Genomic DNA, 18,076 nt, shown 5'->3' on the forward strand with positions numbered 1-18,076 from the left:
TCAGCCCTCCAGTGCCGCGCGGTCGAGCAGCGCGGTGAGATCGATATCCTTGGTCAGCACCCCGGCCTCGCGCTGCGAAGCCTCGACGCGCTGCACCGCCTCCAGGTCGATCCGCACGTCGTCGGGGTAGAGCGAGGCGCGGTAGCGTTCCAGCATCACGCCGAGCCGGCCCCAGTCGCCGCCGGCGACGAGTTCGCGTGGCAGCGCCGCCACCACCTCCTCCACCGGGATGCTGCGGGTATCGCGCAGCCCGGCGGCGAGCGCGCGGGCGAGGCGGCGCATCTCCTCCAGCCGGCGGTCGCGCTCGGCGGCGCGGACGGCGACGCCCATGAATTCGAAGGCGCCGCCGAGCACGCGGTTGGCGTCGTCGATGTCCATGGCATTGAAGATCACCCTTCCGCCGGCCTCCTGCACCAGCGTCAGCGCCGGTTCCTGCACCATGCCGGCATCCACCTGGCCGCGCCGCAGCGCCTCATAGAGGTTGGTGCCGATGGCGGCGAAGCGGGAGCGCGAGGTATCCACGCCGGCCCGCTTCATCAGGTGCAGCACCAGCACATGATCGGCATTGCCGAGGCCGGAGACGCCGATGCTGCGGCCCTCCAGCGCGCGAATGCTCTGGATCTCGCCGGCCATGCGCGGCGCGGTGGCGAGCGCAAAAAGCGGCAGCCGGCCGGTGGAGGCGAAACGGCGGATCTGCGCGCCATTGGCGAAAGCCTGCAACGCCACATCGAAGGAGGTGCCGGCGTAATCCACCGCGCCGCCGACCAGCGCCTGCATCGCCTGGTTGCCGCCGCGGGTATAGACCAGCTCCACCTCCAGCCCCTCGGCCCGGAAATGGCCGCGCGACCTGGCGACCTCATAGGGCACCACGCAGAGCAACTGGCCACAGAAGGCCAGGCGCAGCCGCGTCGCCGCGCCTTGGGCTTGTGCAGACCCCTGCGCTGCCCCGGCCAGCAGGACCGAGCCGGCCAGGCCCTGCATCGCGTTGCGGCGGCCAATTCCCTCGGCGGGCGGTGGGGTGAGGCTGGTGCAGCAGGTCATCACGGGGGCTCCTGCGGCCGCGCGGGGGCGACGGCCACAGGAAGGAGATGGAATATCTTTCCCTATTCGGGAAGACGGCTGGGCAAGAAAGCGAAGAATTGCTTCAATGGGCCAATTCCGAGGATGGATTTGCTGCCGGCAAGGGGGTCCGGGAGAATGGACGCAACGGACCGCCAACTGCTGGAATTGCTGCAGCAGGACACGACCCGCCCGCTGGCGGAGCTGGGCGCCCTGGTTGGCCTCTCTGCCACGCCCTGCTGGAAGCGCATCCAGCGGCTGGAACGGGAAGGGGTGATCCGCGGCCGGGTGGCGCTGCTGGACCCGGCGCGGGTGGGGGCGGGGGTGACGGTCTTCGTCAGCCTGCGCACCGGGCAGCATTCCCGCGAATGGCTGGAGCAATTCGCCGCCACCGTGCAGCGGATGCCGGAGGTGATGGGATTCTACCGCATGGCCGGGGACGTGGACTACATGCTGCGCGTCGTGGTGCCCGACATCGCCGCCTATGACGCGGTCTACAAGCGGCTGACGGAAATCCCCGGCCTGACCGACGTGACCAGCCGCTTCGCCATGGAGACGATCAAATACAGCACGGCCGTACCGGTGCGGTAATACCGTAACGGTTGCGGGAAACTGCCAGGCACTCTGCCGGTTACACCCTTGGCAGCCGGGGCGGGCTGCGGAGGGAGCGTGGCATGCGCCGGGTCGTTCCATGGTCGGTTCTGAGGGCTGGCCTAGCCAGCCTGTTGCTCGCCGGCTGCTATGGCATCACCCCGCCGGGGGGCGGCGCCAATACGGGCTTCACCCCGCCGCGCCAGGTGAATGCCGCCGATATCCTGCTGCCGCCCGGCTACCAGATCGAGGCCGTCGCCACCGGCCTCACCTTCCCCACCGGCCTCGCCTTCGACGAGGCGGGCCGCCCATATGTCACCGAGGCCGGCTATGCCTATGGCGAGGTCTTCACCACGCCGCGCCTGCTGCGGCTGGAACCCGGCGGCGCCACCACGGTGATCGCCAGGGGGGGACAATGCACCCTGGACCGGCCTCGCCTTCCATCGCGGCGCCTTCTTCGTCACCGGCGGCGGCCAGAGCCCGGCGGCCGGGCAGCGCGGCGGCGAGGTGCTGCGGATCACCCCGGAGGGGCAGGTCACCGCCCTGGTCCAGGGCCTGCCGAGCCAGGGCGACCACCATACCAACGCGCCCACCCCGGGGCCGGATGGCTGGCTCTATTTCGGCCAGGGCACCCTGACCAATTCCGGCGTGGTCGGCCCCGACAACGCCACCACAGGCTGGCTCCACCGGCATCCCGGGCTGCATGACATCCCCTGCCAGGATATCCGCCTCACCGGCGCCAACCATGAGAGCAGGAACCCTCTCGACGGCGGATCCGCGCGCGTCTCCACCGGCGCCTTCGCGCCTTTCGGAACGCCCACGCAGCCCGGGCAGATCGTGCGTGGCGAGATGCCCTGCAGCGGCGCCATTTTCCGGTTGCGGCCAGAGGGCGGGCGGCCGGAACTGGTGGCCTGGGGCTTCCGCAACCCCTTCGGCCTGGCCTTCACCCGGGACGGCGCGCTCTATGCCACGGACAACATGTATGACGTGCGCGGCAGCCGCCCGGTCTTCGGTGCCGGCGACCTGGTCTGGCGGGTGCGGCCCGGCACCTGGCATGGCTGGCCGGATTTCCATGACGGACAGGCGGTCGACGATGCCAATCGCTATGGCCCGGTGGGAGGCCCGGTGCCGCGCCGGCTGCTGGCGGCGGCGCCGAACCCGCCGCCGCGCGCCGTGGCGGTGCTGGGCGTGCATGCCTCCGCCAATGGCATCGATACTCCGCGCGGGGCGGGGTTCGGCCCGGCGGAGCGGCTTTTCGTGGCGCTGTTCGGCGACCAGGGCACGAATACCGGCAAGCAGATGGGGCCGGTGGGATTCCGCGTGGTGAGCCTCGACCCGCGAACCGGCGTGGTGGCGGATTTCGCCTCGAATCGCGGGTCTTCGAGCGGCCCGGCCTCGGCCATCGGCGGCGGCGGGCTGGAACGGCCGATCGCGCTGCGCTTCGAGCCATCGGGCCGGGCGCTCTGGATCGTGGATTTCGGCGTGATGACGGCCCGCGGCGAGCACCTGATGCCGGTGCCGGGCACCGGCGTGGTATGGCGGGTGACGCCGATTGCCGGGGGAGGGTAGCGGCCATGCGCGCTCCCCTGCCCATCCCCCCTGGCGCTGGTCGCCATCCTCGCCGCCTGTGGCACCGCGCGCCGCCAGGACCCGCCGATCCAGGCGCAGGCCAGCCCGCAATTGGCCGCCGGGCAGCAGGTCTTCATGCGCGCCTGCCACCAGTGCCATCCGCGTGGCGAGGCCGGGCTCGGCCCCGCGCTGAACAACAAATACGTGCCGGCCTTCCTGATCCGCACGCAGGTCCGGCTGGGCCTCGGCGCCATGCCGGCCTTCCCCGAATCCGCCCTCAGCGCGGAGGAGCTGGATGCGGTGGTGCGCTACATCCAGTTCATGCAGTACCAGGTGCCCGCGCCGCCCGGCTGACCATTCCCCGGCATCCCGGGTTTTCCCATCCCGGCCGCCACGGATGCGCCGGGGTCACGATGCGGTGGGGACCGGGCCAGGGGATCGAGTTCCCGGCGCCGCCATGCGACCTCCTGCACCTGCCGCATCAGGGGGGAGACCAGCATGCACATCACGCGCCGAGACGGCATGCCCCGCCCGCTGCGCCACCGCGCCCGGGCCTACCTGACCCTGACGCGGCCGGCGAATGTCGTCACCGCGGCGGCGGATATCCTGGCCGGCTTCGCGGCGGTCGGCGCCGCCTGGGCCGCCTTGCCCTGGCTGCTGCTGGCCGGGATGTGCCTCTATGCCGGCGGCGTGGTGCTGAACGACGTGTTCGATGCCGGGCTCGATGCGCGCGAACGCCCGGAGCGGCCGATCCCGAGCGGGGCCGCCAGCCGTGGCGGCGCGGCGGGCTTCGGCGCCCTGCTGCTGCTGCTCGGCGTGCTGGCGGCGGCGCAGGCCTCGGCCGCGAGCGCCGCGCTGGCCGCCGCCATCGCGCTCGCGGTGGTGGCCTACGATGCCTGGGCGAAGCACCGCAGGCTGGCGGGGCCGCTCACCATGGGCCTCTGCCGCGGGATGAACCTGCTGCTCGGCGTCAGTGCGCTGCCGGGCGCAGTGCCGCAGCTCTGGTTCCTGGCGCTGATCCCGATCGCCTATATCGCCGCCATCACCGCTGCCAGCCGCGGCGAGGTGCATGGCGGCGAGCGCGGCACCGGCCGCATCGCCGTGCTACTGCTCTGCGGCGTGCTGCTGGCGCTGCTGGCGCCGGGGCTGCGCGCCGACCATTCCGCGCTCGCGGCGCTGCCCTTCGTCGCGCTGCTGGGCTGGCGGGTGCTGCCGCCCTTCCTGGCCGCGGCGCGGGAGCCGCAGCCGGCGCGCATCGGCGCCGCGGTGAAGGCCGGCGTGCTCTCGCTGATCGTGCTGGATGCGGCGCTGGCGGCGGGTTTCGCCGGGCTGGCCTATGGCGCGGCGGTGCTGCTGCTGCTGCCCGTCTCCCTGGCGCTGGCGCGGCGCTTCGCCGTGACCTGACACCGGCCCCAAGAAGTCCTGACCCTTGTCCTGACCCTTGCGGAAAGCATTGTTATCGGCCAGTGGGCAGCCGCGCCGAGGCGGGACCATTCAGCGGAAAGTCAGGATTTACTTAGGCGGGTATGAGGCACTACCGTCATAATGCCGGAGGCGCCGCTCTCGATTTCTAATAGACTTTGCGATAGCATCAATAACCCGCGCCTGCAGGGTGCAAGCGGAGACTGGGATGTCAGGAACCGAGGCTTTCTTTGAGATTGTCTACGTGGAACACCGTGCCTGGATACTGGACAGCTCTATCACCTTTCCTGAGGAGCCCGCCGTTCGCATTATTGACGTCACGAGCAGGTCCGGCGGGATTTTCATCGAGGATTGCCACGCGACGGTTTCAGCTTGGGTGGACTCTAATAGACCGTCAACGGCCGATAATGCGAAGACCGGCCTTAGGCTGACGTTTGGCCGGAAGGAGACTGTGATCCTTTCAGAGTCGTTCCGCGACTTCTGCCTGCGCGCGCTCTCGGAAAAGGACTCGACGGACTCCGAGGCGGGAATTGACGAGGCGGCCACTGGTGCCGATCAGAGGAAGTTTCTCGCGGCGGCGCCAGGCGGACGCAACTCCCTCATACTATCCGGTTTAGAGTTCATTGTGTTGCCCGTCGGGCACGTCATCTTCCGGAGCTCTTTCACCTACCTAACCGATTTCGGCCCTGCCGAGGCGTGGCATCTGATGAGCGACTTCGAGCCGCTTATCACCAATTGGGTCACGGATTTCCGGCACAAGGTAGTCGAGCCCCTCATCGACGAGATGTCTTCGCCGGGCGTGGGCCTGATCAAGAAACCCAACACCTACCGTTGGGGCGTCCCTGGCTTTCTGGACGCGCAGGGTGCCGGAGGCGAGGACAACTCCAGCCTGGGGCACGATGTCGAATGCACCTTCACCTTCACGTCCCACTACTTCTTCAACGAGGGAGACGCGTTGTACGCCGCCGCCTTTTCGAAGGCGCTCGACGAAAGCGCCCCCAGCATCGCCCCGTCCGACGAGAAGGCTCCGCAACTGAATTCCTTCGAGCCGTACGTCGGCTGGTATTCGCGCGTGTGGCTGGGACCGAACGAAATCAAAGTGCGCGAGAAACTTGACGTTGAGCTTTTATTCCTTATCCAGACTAACATTCTGACTTCCGCCAACAACGCCTACGCCGCAACTCTCCGCGGCCTCGCCGAGATTGAGGAGACGCCAAGCAGGAGGCGCGCCTTCGTCAGCTCCGACGAGATTCGGTACTTGGTGAACATCAACAATTGGCAGTATCTGACGATTCGCTTTATCGAACGCGAGTATTATCTGGAGCAGCGGGACCTAATAGAACGCATGCGGAAGGCAACCGTAATAGGTGATGAGATCGAGAACTTCCGTGCCGCGGAGGAAGCGGTGATTCGGGGCGTCGAAGGACTCGAGGCTGCAACGTCGCGGCGGGTGGGACAAGTGATTGAGATGGCCGCTATCGGCATCGCCCTCCTGACAATCTTCTCGGCTGCCAACGACCTGTTCGCGTTGGCCAAGCCGTCAGGCGACTTCGAGGACCGGAGGCCTGGTCATCCTATTGACGATTTGATGTTCAATTTCGGAGCGCCGTTCAACCAAGTTACCTGGGTGCTGTTTTTCTTAACCGTGGTCGTGATCGCCATAGGTGGCATGGTGGTATTCAAGCAACCAAGGAGGAGGCCTGTCCGTCCTTCCACTCGTCGGGCGCATCTACGGCTGCCTCCGAAGGAGTCGCTTTTGCGCAGGGCGCTTTCGCGCTTGAAGCGGCGGCGGTGATTGACTGGAATCGACCTAGGCGCCCGTTCTGTCGATTGATTCCGGCCTCAATAATTCTTGACCCTTCGCCGGGCGGCATTGAGGTGGGCGTATCTCGCCGGGCGCGCCGAAGGCGGCGCTTTTCAGGAAGGGCCAGGACTTCCTGAGGCTGGGAGACACCAATGGCGCTTGATTATGACCGATCAATCGCCCCTCGATCGCCGGGCGGTTTGCTCCGCAAGCCTTGGCTGCGCCGCACTGCCGTTGGCATGAAGCGCATCCTGGCCAAAGAGATGCGCCAGGATCAGGTCATGCACCGCGGTGGCGTCGATCTCCTGGCCCGGCAGCAGGTCACGCGCCCGGGTTGCCAGCAGCGGCGCCTCCGCCCGCGTCTCCGGCAGCCGCCCGTGCGAGCCGTGCACCAGTGACGCATCGAGCGGGATCACATCCATCAGGGTGCGGAAGCCGAGCGCCCGGCGTGCCAGGATGCCGGCGATCTTCATCGCCGGCAGGCGGATGGCGGGGTCGAGGAACAGCTCCACCGGGTCGTAGCCGGGCTTGCGGTGGATCTCCACCGTGCGGGCGAAATCCGGCGCCCGCCGGTCCTCCAGCCAATAGTAGTAGGTGAACCAGGCCCCCGGTGCCGCGATGGCCACCAGGTCGCCGGCACGGGGATGGCCGAGCCCCTCCAGCACCGCCTCCACGCCCGGTATCCGCTCCAGCAGCGCGCGCACCGCGCCGAGCCGGCCGCGGTCCTTCACATGAACATGCGCGACCTGATGGTCCGCCACGGCGAAAGCAGCGGAGGCGCCGGCATCCAGCAATTCGCGCCCCAACTCCTCGCGCAGCGTGAGGAAGCCGTGTTCGCGCAGGACGCGGTTCAGGTGCACCGGCTGCGACACCGGGGCGATGCCGTATTCCGAGAGCAGGATCACCTGCACCCCGCGCGCCTCATAGAACCCCACCAGATCGGCGCAGAGCGCATCGATCTCGGCCAGGTCCTTCGCCAGGCCGGGATGCTCCGGCCCCAGCCGTTGCAGCGCGTAGTCGAGATGCGGCAGGTAGACCAGCGAGAGGCCCGGCGTGCTCGCCGCCTCGACCAGCTTCGCCGCCTCGGCGATCCAGCGGCTGGAGCGGATGGTGGTGCGCGGCCCCCAGAATTCGAACAGCGGGAATTGCCCGAGCCGCCGTTGCAGCTCCTGCCGCAGCTCCGGCGGGCTGGTCCAGACATCCGGGATCTTGCGGCCATCCGCCGGGTACATCGGCCGCGGCGTCACCGCGATGTCGGTCGCCGCATACATGGCGAACCACCAGAACAGGTTGGCGCAGGTGAAGCCCGGATCGATGGCGCGGGCCGCATCCCAGACCCTCGGTGCCTGCACCAGATGGCTCGATTGCCGCCAGAAGCGGATCTCGGCGGAGCAGCGGTCATACCAGCCATTGCCAGGGATGCCATGGCCGCTGGGCGGCAGCCCGGTGAGCATGCTGGCCTGCATGCTGCACGTCACCGCCGGCAGCACGGGCCGCAGCGAGGCCACCGCGGCCTCGGCCATCCAGCCCGCCAGGAAGGGCGTATGCGGCCCGATGAGGCAGGGCGTGAGCCCGACGACATCGAGGACGGCGGTGCGCCGCATCATGCCGCGCCTGTCGCCGCGGCGGTGCCGGCGCGGCGCATCGCCCGGTCATGCCAGATGGTGCGCGGCACCCCGCGGAGAGGCGGGCCGGCGAGGGGCGCGGGCCGGCCGGTCATCGGGCCGGGTCCCCCCGCATCGGCGCTCAGGCTGCGGATATGCGCAATGATCTTCAGGATCTGGTCCTGCTGCAGGCCGCGCCGCGCGAAGGACGCCATGGCGCCATAGGCGCCGCCATGGATGATCGAGAACATGCCGACATCGGAGGTGGAGGTGTTGTAGGCATAGTCCGGCCCGGTCAGCGGCGGGCCGAGGCCGCCATCCCCCCTCCTGCCCATGGCAGAAGGCGCAGCGCGCCATGTAGAGGCGCCGCCCCTGTTCGGTCGCGGCCTCGTCGCCGCGATAGCGGTTGTGGCCGCTCGACCGGAATTCCAGCACCGCATCGGTCAGCGTCTCGCCGGGCTGCGGCGTGAGGTCGAGCTCCCGGCCGCTGATCACGTCCAGGAATTCCGGCTTCTCGGCGGTGCCATGGGTAGTGGCGCCGCAGGGCAGCGCCACCGCCAGCAGGGCCACAAGCCGCCAGCGCGGCAGGGAGCGCAGGGTCCGTGTCATTCCGGGCCGGCCGCATCGGCCAGGATCGCGCCGGGCGGCACCGCATCCGCCGGCACGAAGCGCCAGAGCGATCCCGGCAGGTTCTGCGTGCCGGCATTGTCGCCATAGGCGCAGTTGCAGTTCACCGCGATCACCTTGCCTTCGGCATCCACCGTGCCGCCGGTGAATTGCAGGCGGGTCCGCATGAATTCCTGCATCTGCCAGCGCTCCGCATCCTGGTCCCAGGCAAGGCCCCAGACCCGCCCGGAGCACCAGTCGCCGACCAGATAGGTGGAGGTCATGCCGGCGTAATTCGCGACCCCGAGCCCGATCGCGGAACAGCCCCAATCGGCCCGCAAGGGCTCCGCCCCCGGCCAGGTCTGGATATGCGGAATCTGCGCCACCGGCAGCGTGCCATGGATGGCGCAATCCGCCTCGGGTCCGGTGGCCGGGCGGCAATACGCCGCTTCATTGAGAGGCCAGCCATAATTCTCGCCACCGCGGGAGCCGGCGGGCTGCCAGTCGATCTCCTCCCAATGTGCCTCGCCGACATCGGTGATGAAGAGGTCGCCGGTGCGGTGGTCGAAATGGAAGCTGTAGGGATTGCGCAGGCCGATCGCCCAGCTCCGCTGCCGCGGCCGCACCCAGCGTTCCAGCGCATCCAGGCTGGCCAGGCCGAGTTGCATCGCGGCGCGGATGGCGAAATCCTGCAATGCCGTCAACGGCCCGAGAAAGGGATTGTCGGGCGGGATGCGGTAGGGGCCATCCTCCGCCGCCACATCGATGCGGATCAGCCGGCCGAGGTCGCGTCCCGGCTCCTGCGCGGCTGCGGGCCAACCGCCGTCGCCCCGCCCGACATAGAGGTAGCCGTCCGGGCCGAAGGCGATCATGCCGCCATTGTGGTGCGCCTCCGGCTGCGGAATCCGCAGCACCAGGTGGCGGGTCGCCTCGGCGCGCTGTTCGGAGATCGCGTCGGGGCTTTCCGGGTCCACGGTGTAGCGCAGCACCATGCCGGTCCCGTTCTGCCGCAGCGAGGCGATATGCACGAAGATATGCCCGTTCTCCCGGAAGCGCGGATGCAGCGCCATGGACCACAGCCCCTGCTCGATGAACCCCGCCGCGACCTCCGGGAAGGGCAGCCCGGGACCGGCCACGGTGAGGTCGAGGAAGGGCTCGGGCAGCACCGTGCCGTCGCGCAGCACGATACGGATGCGCCCGGCGCGCTCGGTCACGAAGAGCCGGCCGCTGCCGTCATTCGCCGCCGTGACGCCGGTGGGGTCGCGGAACCCATGGGCGATCCGCATGAGCGCGAGGGGTTGCGCGCCCGGCACGCGGCCACCGGGCTGCGCCACCTGCTCGCGCGAGGTCGGCACGCGCTGGCCTGCGGCCGGTGGCGGCGCGACGAAAACAACTGGCGCGGCGAGACAGAACGCCAGCAGGAAGATTCGAAGTGACATGCAGCCCCGGAATTACTTCGTGCGACCCGGTTCATTTCGTGCGACCGCATCGGCACGGGGACTTCCCCCGTAAACGTGCCCGCCTCAAGGCCGGCCGGTGCCGCCTGACGCAGATTTGCGCCGGGCGTGGGGATCGCGGCAGGTGCCTGAAGCCGCCATGCCGCATGCCCGGGCGGCGCTGGCAGCGCAGCAGTCAGGTAGGCAAAATCCGCATGCACGCGCCCGGCACCGCCTGGGCCGCCCTGCTCATGAACCGCCGCCCGGTATCACAGCTACCGCGCCGGCGCGTCCAGGTTGTTGGGGTCGAGGCCGAGCGCCTGGGCGGTCGCCGGATTGATCTGCCCGGTGGCCTGCAAGCCGCGGCCCTGCTGGAAGCGCTCGATGGCGGATTGCGTGCCGGCGCCCCAGAGCCCATCCACCCCGCCCCGGTAGAAGCCGAGCACGCGCAGCCGCCGCTGGATGTTCCGCAGCGCCGCCGGGCTCAGCGGTTCGGTCGCCATGGCCGCCGGGGTGCCCGGCGCGGGGCCGGCGCCCGGCCCGGCCGTGAGCAATTCCGAGGGGCCGAGGCCGAGCGTCGCCGCGGTGGCCTGGTTCAACTGGCCCGAAACCTGCAAGCCGTGGCCCTGCTGGAAGCGTTCCAGCGCCGCTTGGCTGTCCGGGCCCCAGACACCGTCGGCGCGGCCGGCATAGGCGCCCATCTGCCGCAGCCGCTCCTGCACCAATGTCACGGCGGCGGGGGCGAGGGGCTGGGAATAGGTCAGGGAGGGCGCCTGCTGCGCCCGCGCCGCCGGGACAAGCAGGGGTGCCGCCAGCAGCCCACCCAATGCCACCCTGGCCAGCATCGCACCGATCGGCCTCATCACGCCCTGCCCTCCCGCGCAACCTTCCGCCCCAACACCGAAGCGGTGGCGCGGTTGCAGCCGGGGTGGCCGCGCCCCTACAGCGGCGTGCCGAATTGAGGGTTCGGCACGCTGCTGCAACCTGTTGTTTGCAGAGCGGATTCACGCCTCCTGGCGGTTCCGCCCTGCGGCGATCCGCTCTATCGCAGCACCCCGTCCCAGGCCGGCAGGCTGAGCAGCGCCGCCAGCGCGATCATCGCGTAGCAGGCCAGGCGGAAGGCGTGCTCGCTGGCCAGGCCGAAGACCCGCACCCCGCCCCAGATGCCGAGGCCATAGGCCGGCGCCGCCACCAGGAAGGGCGCCAGCAGCGCCGGTGTCAGCAGCCCCGCCACGGCATAGGCCAGCCCCGCAACCACCCCGCCTGCCGCCAGATAAAGGGCGAAGGAGGCGCGCACCCGCTGCGCCGTGGCCTCCCGCCCCAGCAGGTAGGCGATCACCGGCGGGCCGCTCACCATGGCCACGCCGCCCAGCACGCCGCCGGCCAGGCCGACACCGATGGCGAGCGGCGGCGCCGGCCGGCCGCGGAAGCGCCAGCCCGACATCACCAGGCCGAGCAGCGCCAGGATCACCCCCGCCACCCCCCAGCGCAGCGCCAGCGGATCGGCCGCCACCAGCACCGCGGCACCGATCGGCGTGCCGAGCAGGGCGCCGAGCGAGAGCCAGCCCACTTCCCGCCGATCGGCCAGCCGCCAGGCGCCGGGGGTGAGCGCGGCGATCGCCACCGCCTCCATCACCAGCATCAGCGGCGCCGCCCGCTGCGGGCCGAGCGCCACCGAGGCCAGCGGCACGAAGATCAGCGCCGCGCCGAAGCCCGAGAAGCCGCGCGCCAGCCCCCCGGCCAGGGCGGCGCCCAGCAGCCAGGCGAGCCCGGCGCCCTGCGGCAGCGCCGCGATCAGTCCCGACACAGGATGCCCCGCTCCATCCCCGCCAGGATGCGGCGGCATCCCGCCTGCGGAAAGACCCCGCCCGCGCCGCATCCCGGCCGGGGCTCGCCCGTTCCTGACCGGGACGGCAGGAGGACAGGAGCATGGATCTCGGCAATATCCGTCCGCGGATGGAGGTGGTGGGCTCGGACGGCGGGCATCTCGGCACGGTGGACCATGTCGAGCACAACCGCATCAAGCTGCGGCGCAGCGATCCCCAGGCGGGGGGCGAGCATCACTGGCTGCCGCAGGCCATGATTGCCTCGGTGGATGGCAATACGGTGCGGCTGACCATGCCCGCCGATCAGGCGCGGCAGTCCTGGGAAGGCGAGGCGGCGGTGCAGTCGCCGGTTGGCGGCGATGTGCCGGCTGGCATGGGCGGGCCCTTCACCGGCACCGGCGGCCAGTCCATGGCGCATCAGGACCGCGGCCGCACCAGCCAGACCGGTGAGCCCGGCCCGCGCCCGGACAAGCCGCTCCCGGAGACGCCAAGCCGCAACAAGGACCGCGACCCGAGGCGGTAGCGCTGCCCGGGGCCCCTTCCCGCCGCCGCGCTTGTCGTGGACAATCGGGGCGACGGAGAAAGGGGAAGCGCCATGGCCAAGGTCATCATCACCTGTGCGGTGACGGGAGCGATCCATACGCCCTCGATGAGCGACCACCTGCCGATTACCCCGCAGGAGATCGCCGAGCAGTCCATCGCCGCCGCCGAGGCCGGCGCCAGCATCATCCACCTGCATGCCCGCGACCCGAATGACGGCCGGCCGACACCGGACCCGGCGGTGTTCATGCAATTCCTGCCGATCATCAAGCAATCCACCGATGCGGTGATCAACATCACCACCGGCGGCGGGCTCGGCATGACGGTGGATGAGCGGCTGGCCGCGCCGCTGCTGGCGAAGCCGGAGATGTGCAGCCTCAACATGGGCAGCATGAACTTCAACATCGCCCCCAGCGCGGCGCGCATCACCAAATGGAAGCATGACTGGGAGAAGCCCTATCTGGAGGGCACCACCAATTTCATCTTCCGCAACACCTTCCAGGATATCGAGCAGATCGTGCAGCGGCTGGGCAAGACCCATGGCACGCGCTTCGAATTCGAATGCTACGATGTCGGCCACCTCTACAACCTGGCGCATATGCTGGACCGCAAGGTGGTGGAGCCGCCACTCTTCACCCAGACCATCTTCGGCATCCTGGGCGGCCTCGGCGCCGAGCCGCGCAACCTGATGTTCATGAAGGAAACCGCGGACCGGCTCTTCGGCAAGGATTACGTCTGGTCCGTGCTGGCGGCCGGGCGGCACCAGATGCCCTTCACCACCATGGCCGGGATGCTCGGCGGCAATGTGCGCGTCGGGCTGGAGGACAGCCTCTGGGCCGGAAAGGGCGTGCAGGCGAAATCCAATGCCGAGCAGGTGGCGAAGATCCGCCGCATCCTGGAGGAACTCAGCCTGGAGATCGCGACGCCCGCCGAGGCGCGGCAGATGCTGGCGCTGAAGGGCGGCGACAAGGTCGGGTTCTGAACCGGGCGCCGGCGGCGCGCCGCGCGCATCCTCAATGGCCGAAGAACTGCCGCAGCCGCTGCAGCAGTTCCCGTGCATCGAGGCCGGGCGGCTCGGCCGTGACGCTGCCGGGCGGCACCTCGCGGCGGTAGCGGGCCAGGGCCTCGGCGGTGTTGCTGAGGCGCAATTCGGTGGGCTCCGCCATGCTGTTGCCGCCGCTGAGGCCGAGCATGCGCACCAGCACGCGGTCGGCCCCGGGCAATTCCTGCTCGGCCCGCGCCGCCTCCTCGGCGCGCGGGGCGCAGATCAGGGAGCGGCCCTCCAGCCCGCATGGCATCTCGAACAGCCGGTTCGGCGGGAAGCGGAGCTGCGCCGTGCCCGCCAGCGCCAGCAACCCGCGCGCGGCACCTTCCAGCGTCAGGTCGCGCGCCGTCACCGCCGGCACCAGCCTTCCGCCGCGGTCGATCACCTCCAGCGCCAGGGCCGGCCGCCCTGCTTCGCTCCGCTCCACGGGTTGCTGGTGCAGCAGCGTGCAGTTCGTCCGGTCGGTCATCCGGTCGCTGGCGCAGGTCAGGCGCCAGGAGCCGAATTGCTCGTTCACCTGCGCGGCGACAGGCGTGGCGAGCAGAGCAAGGAGCGGGAGCAGGGTTGCCATGGGGCGCATGGCCCCGATGATAAGGCAATAGCGGGAGAGCGCCGAATGACGAAGCTGCGGCTGCCGGACGGCACCGAAATCCCCACCCTCGGCCAGGGCACCTGGCACATGGGCGAGCGCGGGGCGCGGCGGGCCGAGGAGGCCGCGGCGCTGCGGCTCGGCCTCGATCTCGGCCTCGACCTGATCGACACGGCGGAGATGTATGGCGAGGGCGGCGCCGAGGAGGTGGTGGCCGAGGCCATCGCCGGCCGGCGGGAGGAGGTGTTCCTGGTCTCGAAGGTCTATCCGCAGAATGCCGGCGGCCGGAAGCTGGAAGCCGCCTGCGAGCGCAGCCTGAGGCGGCTCCGGGTGGAGCGGATCGATCTCTATCTCCTGCACTGGCGTGGCGGCATCCCCCCTGGCCGAGACGGTCGTGGGCTTCGAGCGGCTGCGCGCCGCCGGCAAGATCCACCGCTGGGGTGTCTCGAACCTGGATGTGGCGGACCTGGAGGAACTGGGCCCCGCTTTGGCGGACTGCGCCACCGACCAGGTGCTCTACAACCTGGAGCATCGCGGCCCGGAATTCGACCTGCTGCCCTTCTGCCGGGCACGATCGATGCCGGTGATGGCCTATTCGCCGGTAGGCCAGGGCGGCGCGCTGCTGCGGCACCCGGCGCTCCGCGCAGTGGCGGCGCGGCATGGCGCGACCCCGGCCCAGGTGGCGATCGCCTGGACCCTGCGGGCGCCGGGCGTGGTCAGCATCCCCAAGGCGGCCGATCCGGAGCATGTGCGGCAGAATGCCGCGGTCCGCGACCTCGCCCTGACGGCGGCGGACCTGGCCGAGCTCGATGCCGCCTTCCCGCCGCCACGGCGGAAGCGTGGGTTGGCGATGCTGTGACAGGCCGGAGTCCGGTCCCCCTCTGATTCGATGTCGAGCCTGGGCGCTGGATTCCTCGGACCATAGGCGCCGAATTGCGCCCGGCAGGGGGCGAATCGGCGTGCGAGCGTCAAATGGCACGCTGGAGGGCCACGGCCGCGATACGCATAGGGTCCATGCTGGAACCAAGCGCACCTGCCAAGAAGCGCATCCAGGGGGGGTAAGGCCACACCTCTGCCGTGCAAGCATATCCTGCAAATGCTTGGCTGCATCGTGGAAGGATGCCGGAATACCTGATCTCTCAAAGAGATGGATACTCTGATGGGTCAAGGCCTACCCGAAGCCATCCAGGCCAGGATTGGCAAATTCGGGTTCCATGGCGGAAACTAGTTTCGGGCCACTGGATTGTAATGTTTCCGGCGGCGGCATCGCGCGGGATCAGGGCCGTGGTTCGGCGCCTTGCGCGACCTTCCGCCAAGGTTCCGATGCGGCGGGGCAGCATGTCCGCTTTGCATCTGGCGCGGCTGCCGTTATCCCGGATGATCAGGACCACCAGTGGAGCATCATTCCCATGCCAACCAAGCAGCCGGCCGCGCCGGCGAAGCAGCCTGCCGCCGCCACCATCACCCTGAAGCAGCTCGCCCCGGGCCTGGCCGAGGAGCACGGGCTGACGAAGAAGCAGACCGAGGCGATGCTGGCCGGCCTGGTGGAGGCGGTGACCGAGCGCCTGAAGAATGGTGACAAGGTCCGGCTGACCGGCCTCGGCATCCTGCAGGTGCGCGCCCGCCCGGCGCGGACCGGCCGCAACCCTGCGACCGGCCAGCCGATCGAGATCGCGGCCAGCAAGAAGGTGGCCTTCAGTCCCTCCAAGGAACTCAAGGAAGCGGTCTGACCACCGCCTGGCCCGCGTCGCGGCGGATCGCGACGCGGGCCGAAGCGGCGCAGCCATTGCCCGCCGGAACGGGAGCCCCGGACCTCGCGGCGGGGCCGTGATGCGAATTCGTTGATAATTTCGATAACGATCTCGCTGCACACATCTGTTTCAATTGAGATACGGCAGAGTTCTTGGTGATTTCGTTTCCGATTCAGGAACGAACCACCATGCAGGACGCCGCCCATGCCGCAACGCCAGGCGCAGTGATGCGCGCGGTCGCCCTTGCCCGGCGCCGCTTGCCGCGCCTGCCGAGGGGTGACGCCTACTTGCCGCTTGCCCTGGCGCTCGCCGCCCTGCTCCTCGCGGCGGGCGGCGCGGTGCTGAACGAGCGTGCCGCGGCCTGGGTGCTGCGTGCCGATGCCGAGGCCACCGCGCGGGCCTGGGCGGTGGCCCTGGGCGAAACGCTGGGCGACGAATTGCCGGCCCTGCTGGCGCATCAGGAACCGTCACCGGGCGCCCAGGCCGCCCTGGCCCAGGCCCAGCGCGGCGGCGAGGTGTTCCGCTTCCAGTTGTTCAACGGGCGCGGCGAGCTGGTCTTCGTCTCGGACGATCCGCAAGACCCGCAGAGCTTCGAAGGTACCCTCGCCTCCCACCTCGGGAGCAGCGAGGCCGCCACCCGGCTGCTCGCGGGCGGCGTCCAGGTGCATGCCGAACATGGCACCGCGCCGCACCGCCCCGCCTATTACGCCGAGGCCTATGTGCCGGCGCGCCGGGGCGGCACGCAGATCGGCGTGGCCGAGGTCTATGTCGACCAGACCGCGAAGCAGGAATTCCATCGGCGCGCCTTCCTCGTCGTCCAGCTCGGCGTCGCCGCGCTGGTGCTGCTGGCCGGGCTGCTGCCCGCCTTCGTGGCCTGGCGCCGCACCTGCGAAAGCCGCGCCGCGAAGAGCCGCGCGGAATTCCTCGCCACCCATGACGCGCTCACCGGCCTGCCCAATCGCCGGCGGCTGCTGGAGGAAGCCGCGCGGACCATCGGCCGCGCCCGCCGCGGCGGCTCGGCGGCGCTGCTGCTGGTCGACCTCGACCGCTTCAAGCGGGTCAATGACCTGTATGGCCAGCCCGCCGGCGACCGCATCATCCAGGATGTCGCGCAGCGGCTGCGCGGCGTGACCCGCGATGGCGATGCCGTGGCACGGCTCGGCAGCGACGAATTCGCCGTGGTCGCCGATCTGGGGGGGCGACGGGCCGGAGGCCGCCTCGCACCTTGCCTGCCGCCTGGTCGCCGCGCTCAGGCCGCCCTTCGCCCTGGATGAGGCCACGGTCCAGCTTGGCTGCAGCATCGGGGTGGCGCTCGCGCCGCAGGACACCGAGATCCCCGAGACCATGATCCGCCGCGCCGCCCGGGCGCTCGCCCGCGCCAAGGCGGAGGGCGGGGGCTGCTTCCGCTTCTTCGATGCCGACCTCGATGCCTGCCTGCGGGCGCGCATCCTGTTCGAGACGGAGTTGCGGGGCGCCGTCGCGCGGGACGAGCTGGTGCCCTATTTCCAGCCGGTCATGGACCTTGCCTCCGGCCGGCTGGCCGGTTTCGAGATGCTGGCGCGATGGCCGCACCCCGCCCGCGGCATGGTGCCGCCGAAGGAGTTCATCGCGATGGCCGAGGATATCGGCCTGATCGCCGCGCTGACCGAGGGCCTGCTGCGCCGGGCCTGCCGCGCGGCCGCCGCCTGGCCGGAGGGCCTGCTAGTGGCGGTGAACGTCTCCTCGCTGCAACTCCGCAGCCACGTCCTGGCGGGGATGGTGCGGACCGTGCTGGAGGAAACCGGGTTGCCCCCGCACCGGCTGGAGATCGAGCTGACCGAGAGCGCGCTGATCGACGATTTCGACCTGGCCCGGGAGATCGTGGGCAGCCTGGCGGCGCTTGGCGTCCGCCTCGTGCTCGATGATTTCGGCACCGGATATTCCAGTTTGGCGCGTCTGCAGGCGCTGCGGTTCAACAAGCTGAAGATCGACGCGAGCTTCGTGAGCGCGATGACCCGCGACCCGGACAGCCACAAGATCGTGGCCGCGGTGGTCGGCCTCGGCCAGAGCCTGCGCCTGCAGACGGTCGCCGAGGGGGTCGAGGAGCAGGCCCAGGCCGATGCCCTGGCCCGGCTCGGCTGCGATGGCGGCCAGGGCTGGCTGTTCGGCCGCCCGGTCCCGGCGGAGGCGGTGCCGTGGCTGATCCGACAGGCGACACCGCCCAATGGCGTCCTCGGCCTGGCGTGAATCCAGGG

General features: G+C 70.1%; 17 protein-coding genes and 1 pseudogene. 11 read left to right on the plus strand and 7 right to left on the minus strand.

Going from position 1 to position 18,076, the window contains the following annotated elements; translation table 11 throughout:
* On the minus strand, positions 1–1,041 hold the full coding sequence (locus KSF81_RS07150; RefSeq protein ID WP_217378391.1) for an ABC transporter substrate-binding protein: 1,041 nt from the start codon (positions 1,039–1,041) through the stop codon (positions 1–3).
* Positions 1,042–1,197: 156 nt separating this feature from the next.
* Between KSF81_RS07150 and KSF81_RS07155 the strand changes: the two genes are divergently transcribed.
* The 5 genes from KSF81_RS07155 to KSF81_RS07175 all read left to right on the plus strand — a co-directional run bounded on the left by KSF81_RS07155 (position 1,198) and on the right by KSF81_RS07175 (position 6,436).
* Entirely contained in the window at positions 1,198–1,650 is a 453-nt protein-coding gene (locus KSF81_RS07155; RefSeq protein ID WP_217378392.1) for an Lrp/AsnC family transcriptional regulator, read from the plus strand.
* Between the two features lie 507 nt (positions 1,651–2,157).
* Complete coding sequence (locus KSF81_RS07160; protein WP_217378393.1) at positions 2,158–3,219, plus strand: hypothetical protein; 1,062 nt, start codon at positions 2,158–2,160, stop codon at positions 3,217–3,219.
* A 111-nt stretch (positions 3,220–3,330) separates the two neighbouring features.
* On the plus strand, positions 3,331–3,573 hold the full coding sequence (locus tag KSF81_RS07165; RefSeq protein WP_256444251.1) for a cytochrome c: 243 nt from the start codon (positions 3,331–3,333) through the stop codon (positions 3,571–3,573).
* 144 nt (positions 3,574–3,717) lie between these two features.
* Complete coding sequence (gene eboC / locus KSF81_RS07170) at positions 3,718–4,623, plus strand: UbiA-like protein EboC (protein ID WP_217378395.1); 906 nt, start codon at positions 3,718–3,720, stop codon at positions 4,621–4,623.
* A 226-nt stretch (positions 4,624–4,849) separates the two neighbouring features.
* A complete protein-coding gene (locus KSF81_RS07175; protein ID WP_217378396.1) occupies positions 4,850–6,436 on the plus strand; it encodes a hypothetical protein in 1,587 nt (528 codons plus the stop codon).
* 182 nt (positions 6,437–6,618) lie between these two features.
* Here the strand turns inward: KSF81_RS07175 and KSF81_RS07180 are convergent, their stop codons facing one another.
* The 5 genes from KSF81_RS07180 to KSF81_RS07200 all read right to left on the minus strand — a co-directional run bounded on the left by KSF81_RS07180 (position 6,619) and on the right by KSF81_RS07200 (position 11,898).
* A complete protein-coding gene (locus KSF81_RS07180) occupies positions 6,619–8,052 on the minus strand; it encodes an alkaline phosphatase family protein (protein ID WP_254453400.1) in 1,434 nt (477 codons plus the stop codon).
* The gene (locus KSF81_RS07185; RefSeq protein WP_217378397.1) at positions 8,049–8,384 is read right to left on the minus strand and encodes a hypothetical protein; all 336 of its coding nucleotides are present in this window, start codon (positions 8,382–8,384) and stop codon (positions 8,049–8,051) included. Before KSF81_RS07185 ends, KSF81_RS07180 begins: the two co-directional genes overlap by 4 nt.
* A 270-nt stretch (positions 8,385–8,654) precedes the next feature.
* Positions 8,655–10,094 (minus strand): sorbosone dehydrogenase family protein, encoded by a 1,440-nt coding sequence (locus KSF81_RS07190; protein WP_217378398.1) that lies wholly within the window; start codon positions 10,092–10,094, stop codon positions 8,655–8,657.
* Between the two features lie 272 nt (positions 10,095–10,366).
* Positions 10,367–10,954 carry a peptidoglycan-binding protein gene (locus KSF81_RS07195; RefSeq protein WP_217378399.1) on the minus strand — a complete coding sequence of 196 codons (588 nt, stop codon included), beginning with the start codon at positions 10,952–10,954 and terminating at the stop codon, positions 10,367–10,369.
* 179 nt (positions 10,955–11,133) lie between these two features.
* Positions 11,134–11,898 (minus strand): sulfite exporter TauE/SafE family protein, encoded by a 765-nt coding sequence (locus KSF81_RS07200; RefSeq protein ID WP_309139494.1) that lies wholly within the window; start codon positions 11,896–11,898, stop codon positions 11,134–11,136.
* 122 nt (positions 11,899–12,020) lie between these two features.
* Between KSF81_RS07200 and KSF81_RS07205 the strand changes: the two genes are divergently transcribed.
* Complete coding sequence (locus KSF81_RS07205) at positions 12,021–12,440, plus strand: DUF2171 domain-containing protein (protein WP_217378401.1); 420 nt, start codon at positions 12,021–12,023, stop codon at positions 12,438–12,440.
* Positions 12,441–12,512: 72 nt separating this feature from the next.
* On the plus strand, positions 12,513–13,439 hold the full coding sequence (locus tag KSF81_RS07210; protein WP_217378402.1) for a 3-keto-5-aminohexanoate cleavage protein: 927 nt from the start codon (positions 12,513–12,515) through the stop codon (positions 13,437–13,439).
* A 31-nt stretch (positions 13,440–13,470) separates the two neighbouring features.
* Here KSF81_RS07210 and KSF81_RS07215 read toward each other — a convergent pair whose 3' ends face one another.
* The gene (locus tag KSF81_RS07215; RefSeq protein WP_254453401.1) at positions 13,471–14,073 is read right to left on the minus strand and encodes a hypothetical protein; all 603 of its coding nucleotides are present in this window, start codon (positions 14,071–14,073) and stop codon (positions 13,471–13,473) included.
* A gap of 45 nt (positions 14,074–14,118) precedes the next feature.
* Here KSF81_RS07215 and KSF81_RS07220 point away from each other — a divergent pair.
* The 4 genes and pseudogenes from KSF81_RS07220 (at position 14,119) to KSF81_RS07230 (ending at position 18,068) form a co-directional block, all read left to right on the plus strand.
* Positions 14,119–14,950: pseudogene (locus KSF81_RS07220) on the plus strand (aldo/keto reductase).
* Positions 14,951–15,500: 550 nt separating this feature from the next.
* Positions 15,501–15,821, plus strand: a complete 321-nt coding sequence (locus KSF81_RS07225) for an HU family DNA-binding protein (protein WP_217378404.1) — start codon at positions 15,501–15,503, stop codon at positions 15,819–15,821.
* 209 nt (positions 15,822–16,030) lie between these two features.
* Entirely contained in the window at positions 16,031–17,116 is a 1,086-nt protein-coding gene (locus KSF81_RS29225; protein ID WP_254453402.1) for a GGDEF domain-containing protein, read from the plus strand.
* Positions 17,109–18,068 (plus strand): bifunctional diguanylate cyclase/phosphodiesterase, encoded by a 960-nt coding sequence (locus KSF81_RS07230; protein WP_254453918.1) that lies wholly within the window; start codon positions 17,109–17,111, stop codon positions 18,066–18,068. The genes KSF81_RS29225 and KSF81_RS07230 overlap by 8 nt, the downstream gene beginning before the upstream one ends.
* The last annotated feature ends 8 nt before the right edge of the window (positions 18,069–18,076 follow it).

The organism is Siccirubricoccus sp. G192, from assembly GCF_019084075.1.
Classification (GTDB): Bacteria; Pseudomonadota; Alphaproteobacteria; order Acetobacterales; family Acetobacteraceae; genus G192.

Bases quoted from the DNA above. Each gene is read 5' to 3' on its own strand.
- KSF81_RS07150 (WP_217378391.1), bottom strand. From the start codon at position 1,041: ATGACCTGCTGCACCAGCCTCACCCCACCGCCCGCCGAGGGAATTGGC.
- KSF81_RS07155 (WP_217378392.1), top strand. From the start codon at position 1,198: ATGGACGCAACGGACCGCCAACTGCTGGAATTGCTGCAGCAGGACACG.
- eboC (WP_217378395.1), top strand. From the start codon at position 3,718: ATGCACATCACGCGCCGAGACGGCATGCCCCGCCCGCTGCGCCACCGC.
- KSF81_RS07175 (WP_217378396.1), top strand. From the start codon at position 4,850: ATGTCAGGAACCGAGGCTTTCTTTGAGATTGTCTACGTGGAACACCGT.
- KSF81_RS07180 (WP_254453400.1), bottom strand. From the start codon at position 8,052: ATGATGCGGCGCACCGCCGTCCTCGATGTCGTCGGGCTCACGCCCTGC.
- KSF81_RS07185 (WP_217378397.1), bottom strand. From the start codon at position 8,384: ATGGGCAGGAGGGGGGATGGCGGCCTCGGCCCGCCGCTGACCGGGCCG.
- KSF81_RS07190 (WP_217378398.1), bottom strand. From the start codon at position 10,094: ATGTCACTTCGAATCTTCCTGCTGGCGTTCTGTCTCGCCGCGCCAGTT.
- KSF81_RS07195 (WP_217378399.1), bottom strand. From the start codon at position 10,954: ATGAGGCCGATCGGTGCGATGCTGGCCAGGGTGGCATTGGGTGGGCTG.
- KSF81_RS07205 (WP_217378401.1), top strand. From the start codon at position 12,021: ATGGATCTCGGCAATATCCGTCCGCGGATGGAGGTGGTGGGCTCGGAC.
- KSF81_RS07210 (WP_217378402.1), top strand. From the start codon at position 12,513: ATGGCCAAGGTCATCATCACCTGTGCGGTGACGGGAGCGATCCATACG.
- KSF81_RS07215 (WP_254453401.1), bottom strand. From the start codon at position 14,073: ATGGCAACCCTGCTCCCGCTCCTTGCTCTGCTCGCCACGCCTGTCGCC.
- KSF81_RS07225 (WP_217378404.1), top strand. From the start codon at position 15,501: ATGCCAACCAAGCAGCCGGCCGCGCCGGCGAAGCAGCCTGCCGCCGCC.
- KSF81_RS29225 (WP_254453402.1), top strand. From the start codon at position 16,031: ATGCAGGACGCCGCCCATGCCGCAACGCCAGGCGCAGTGATGCGCGCG.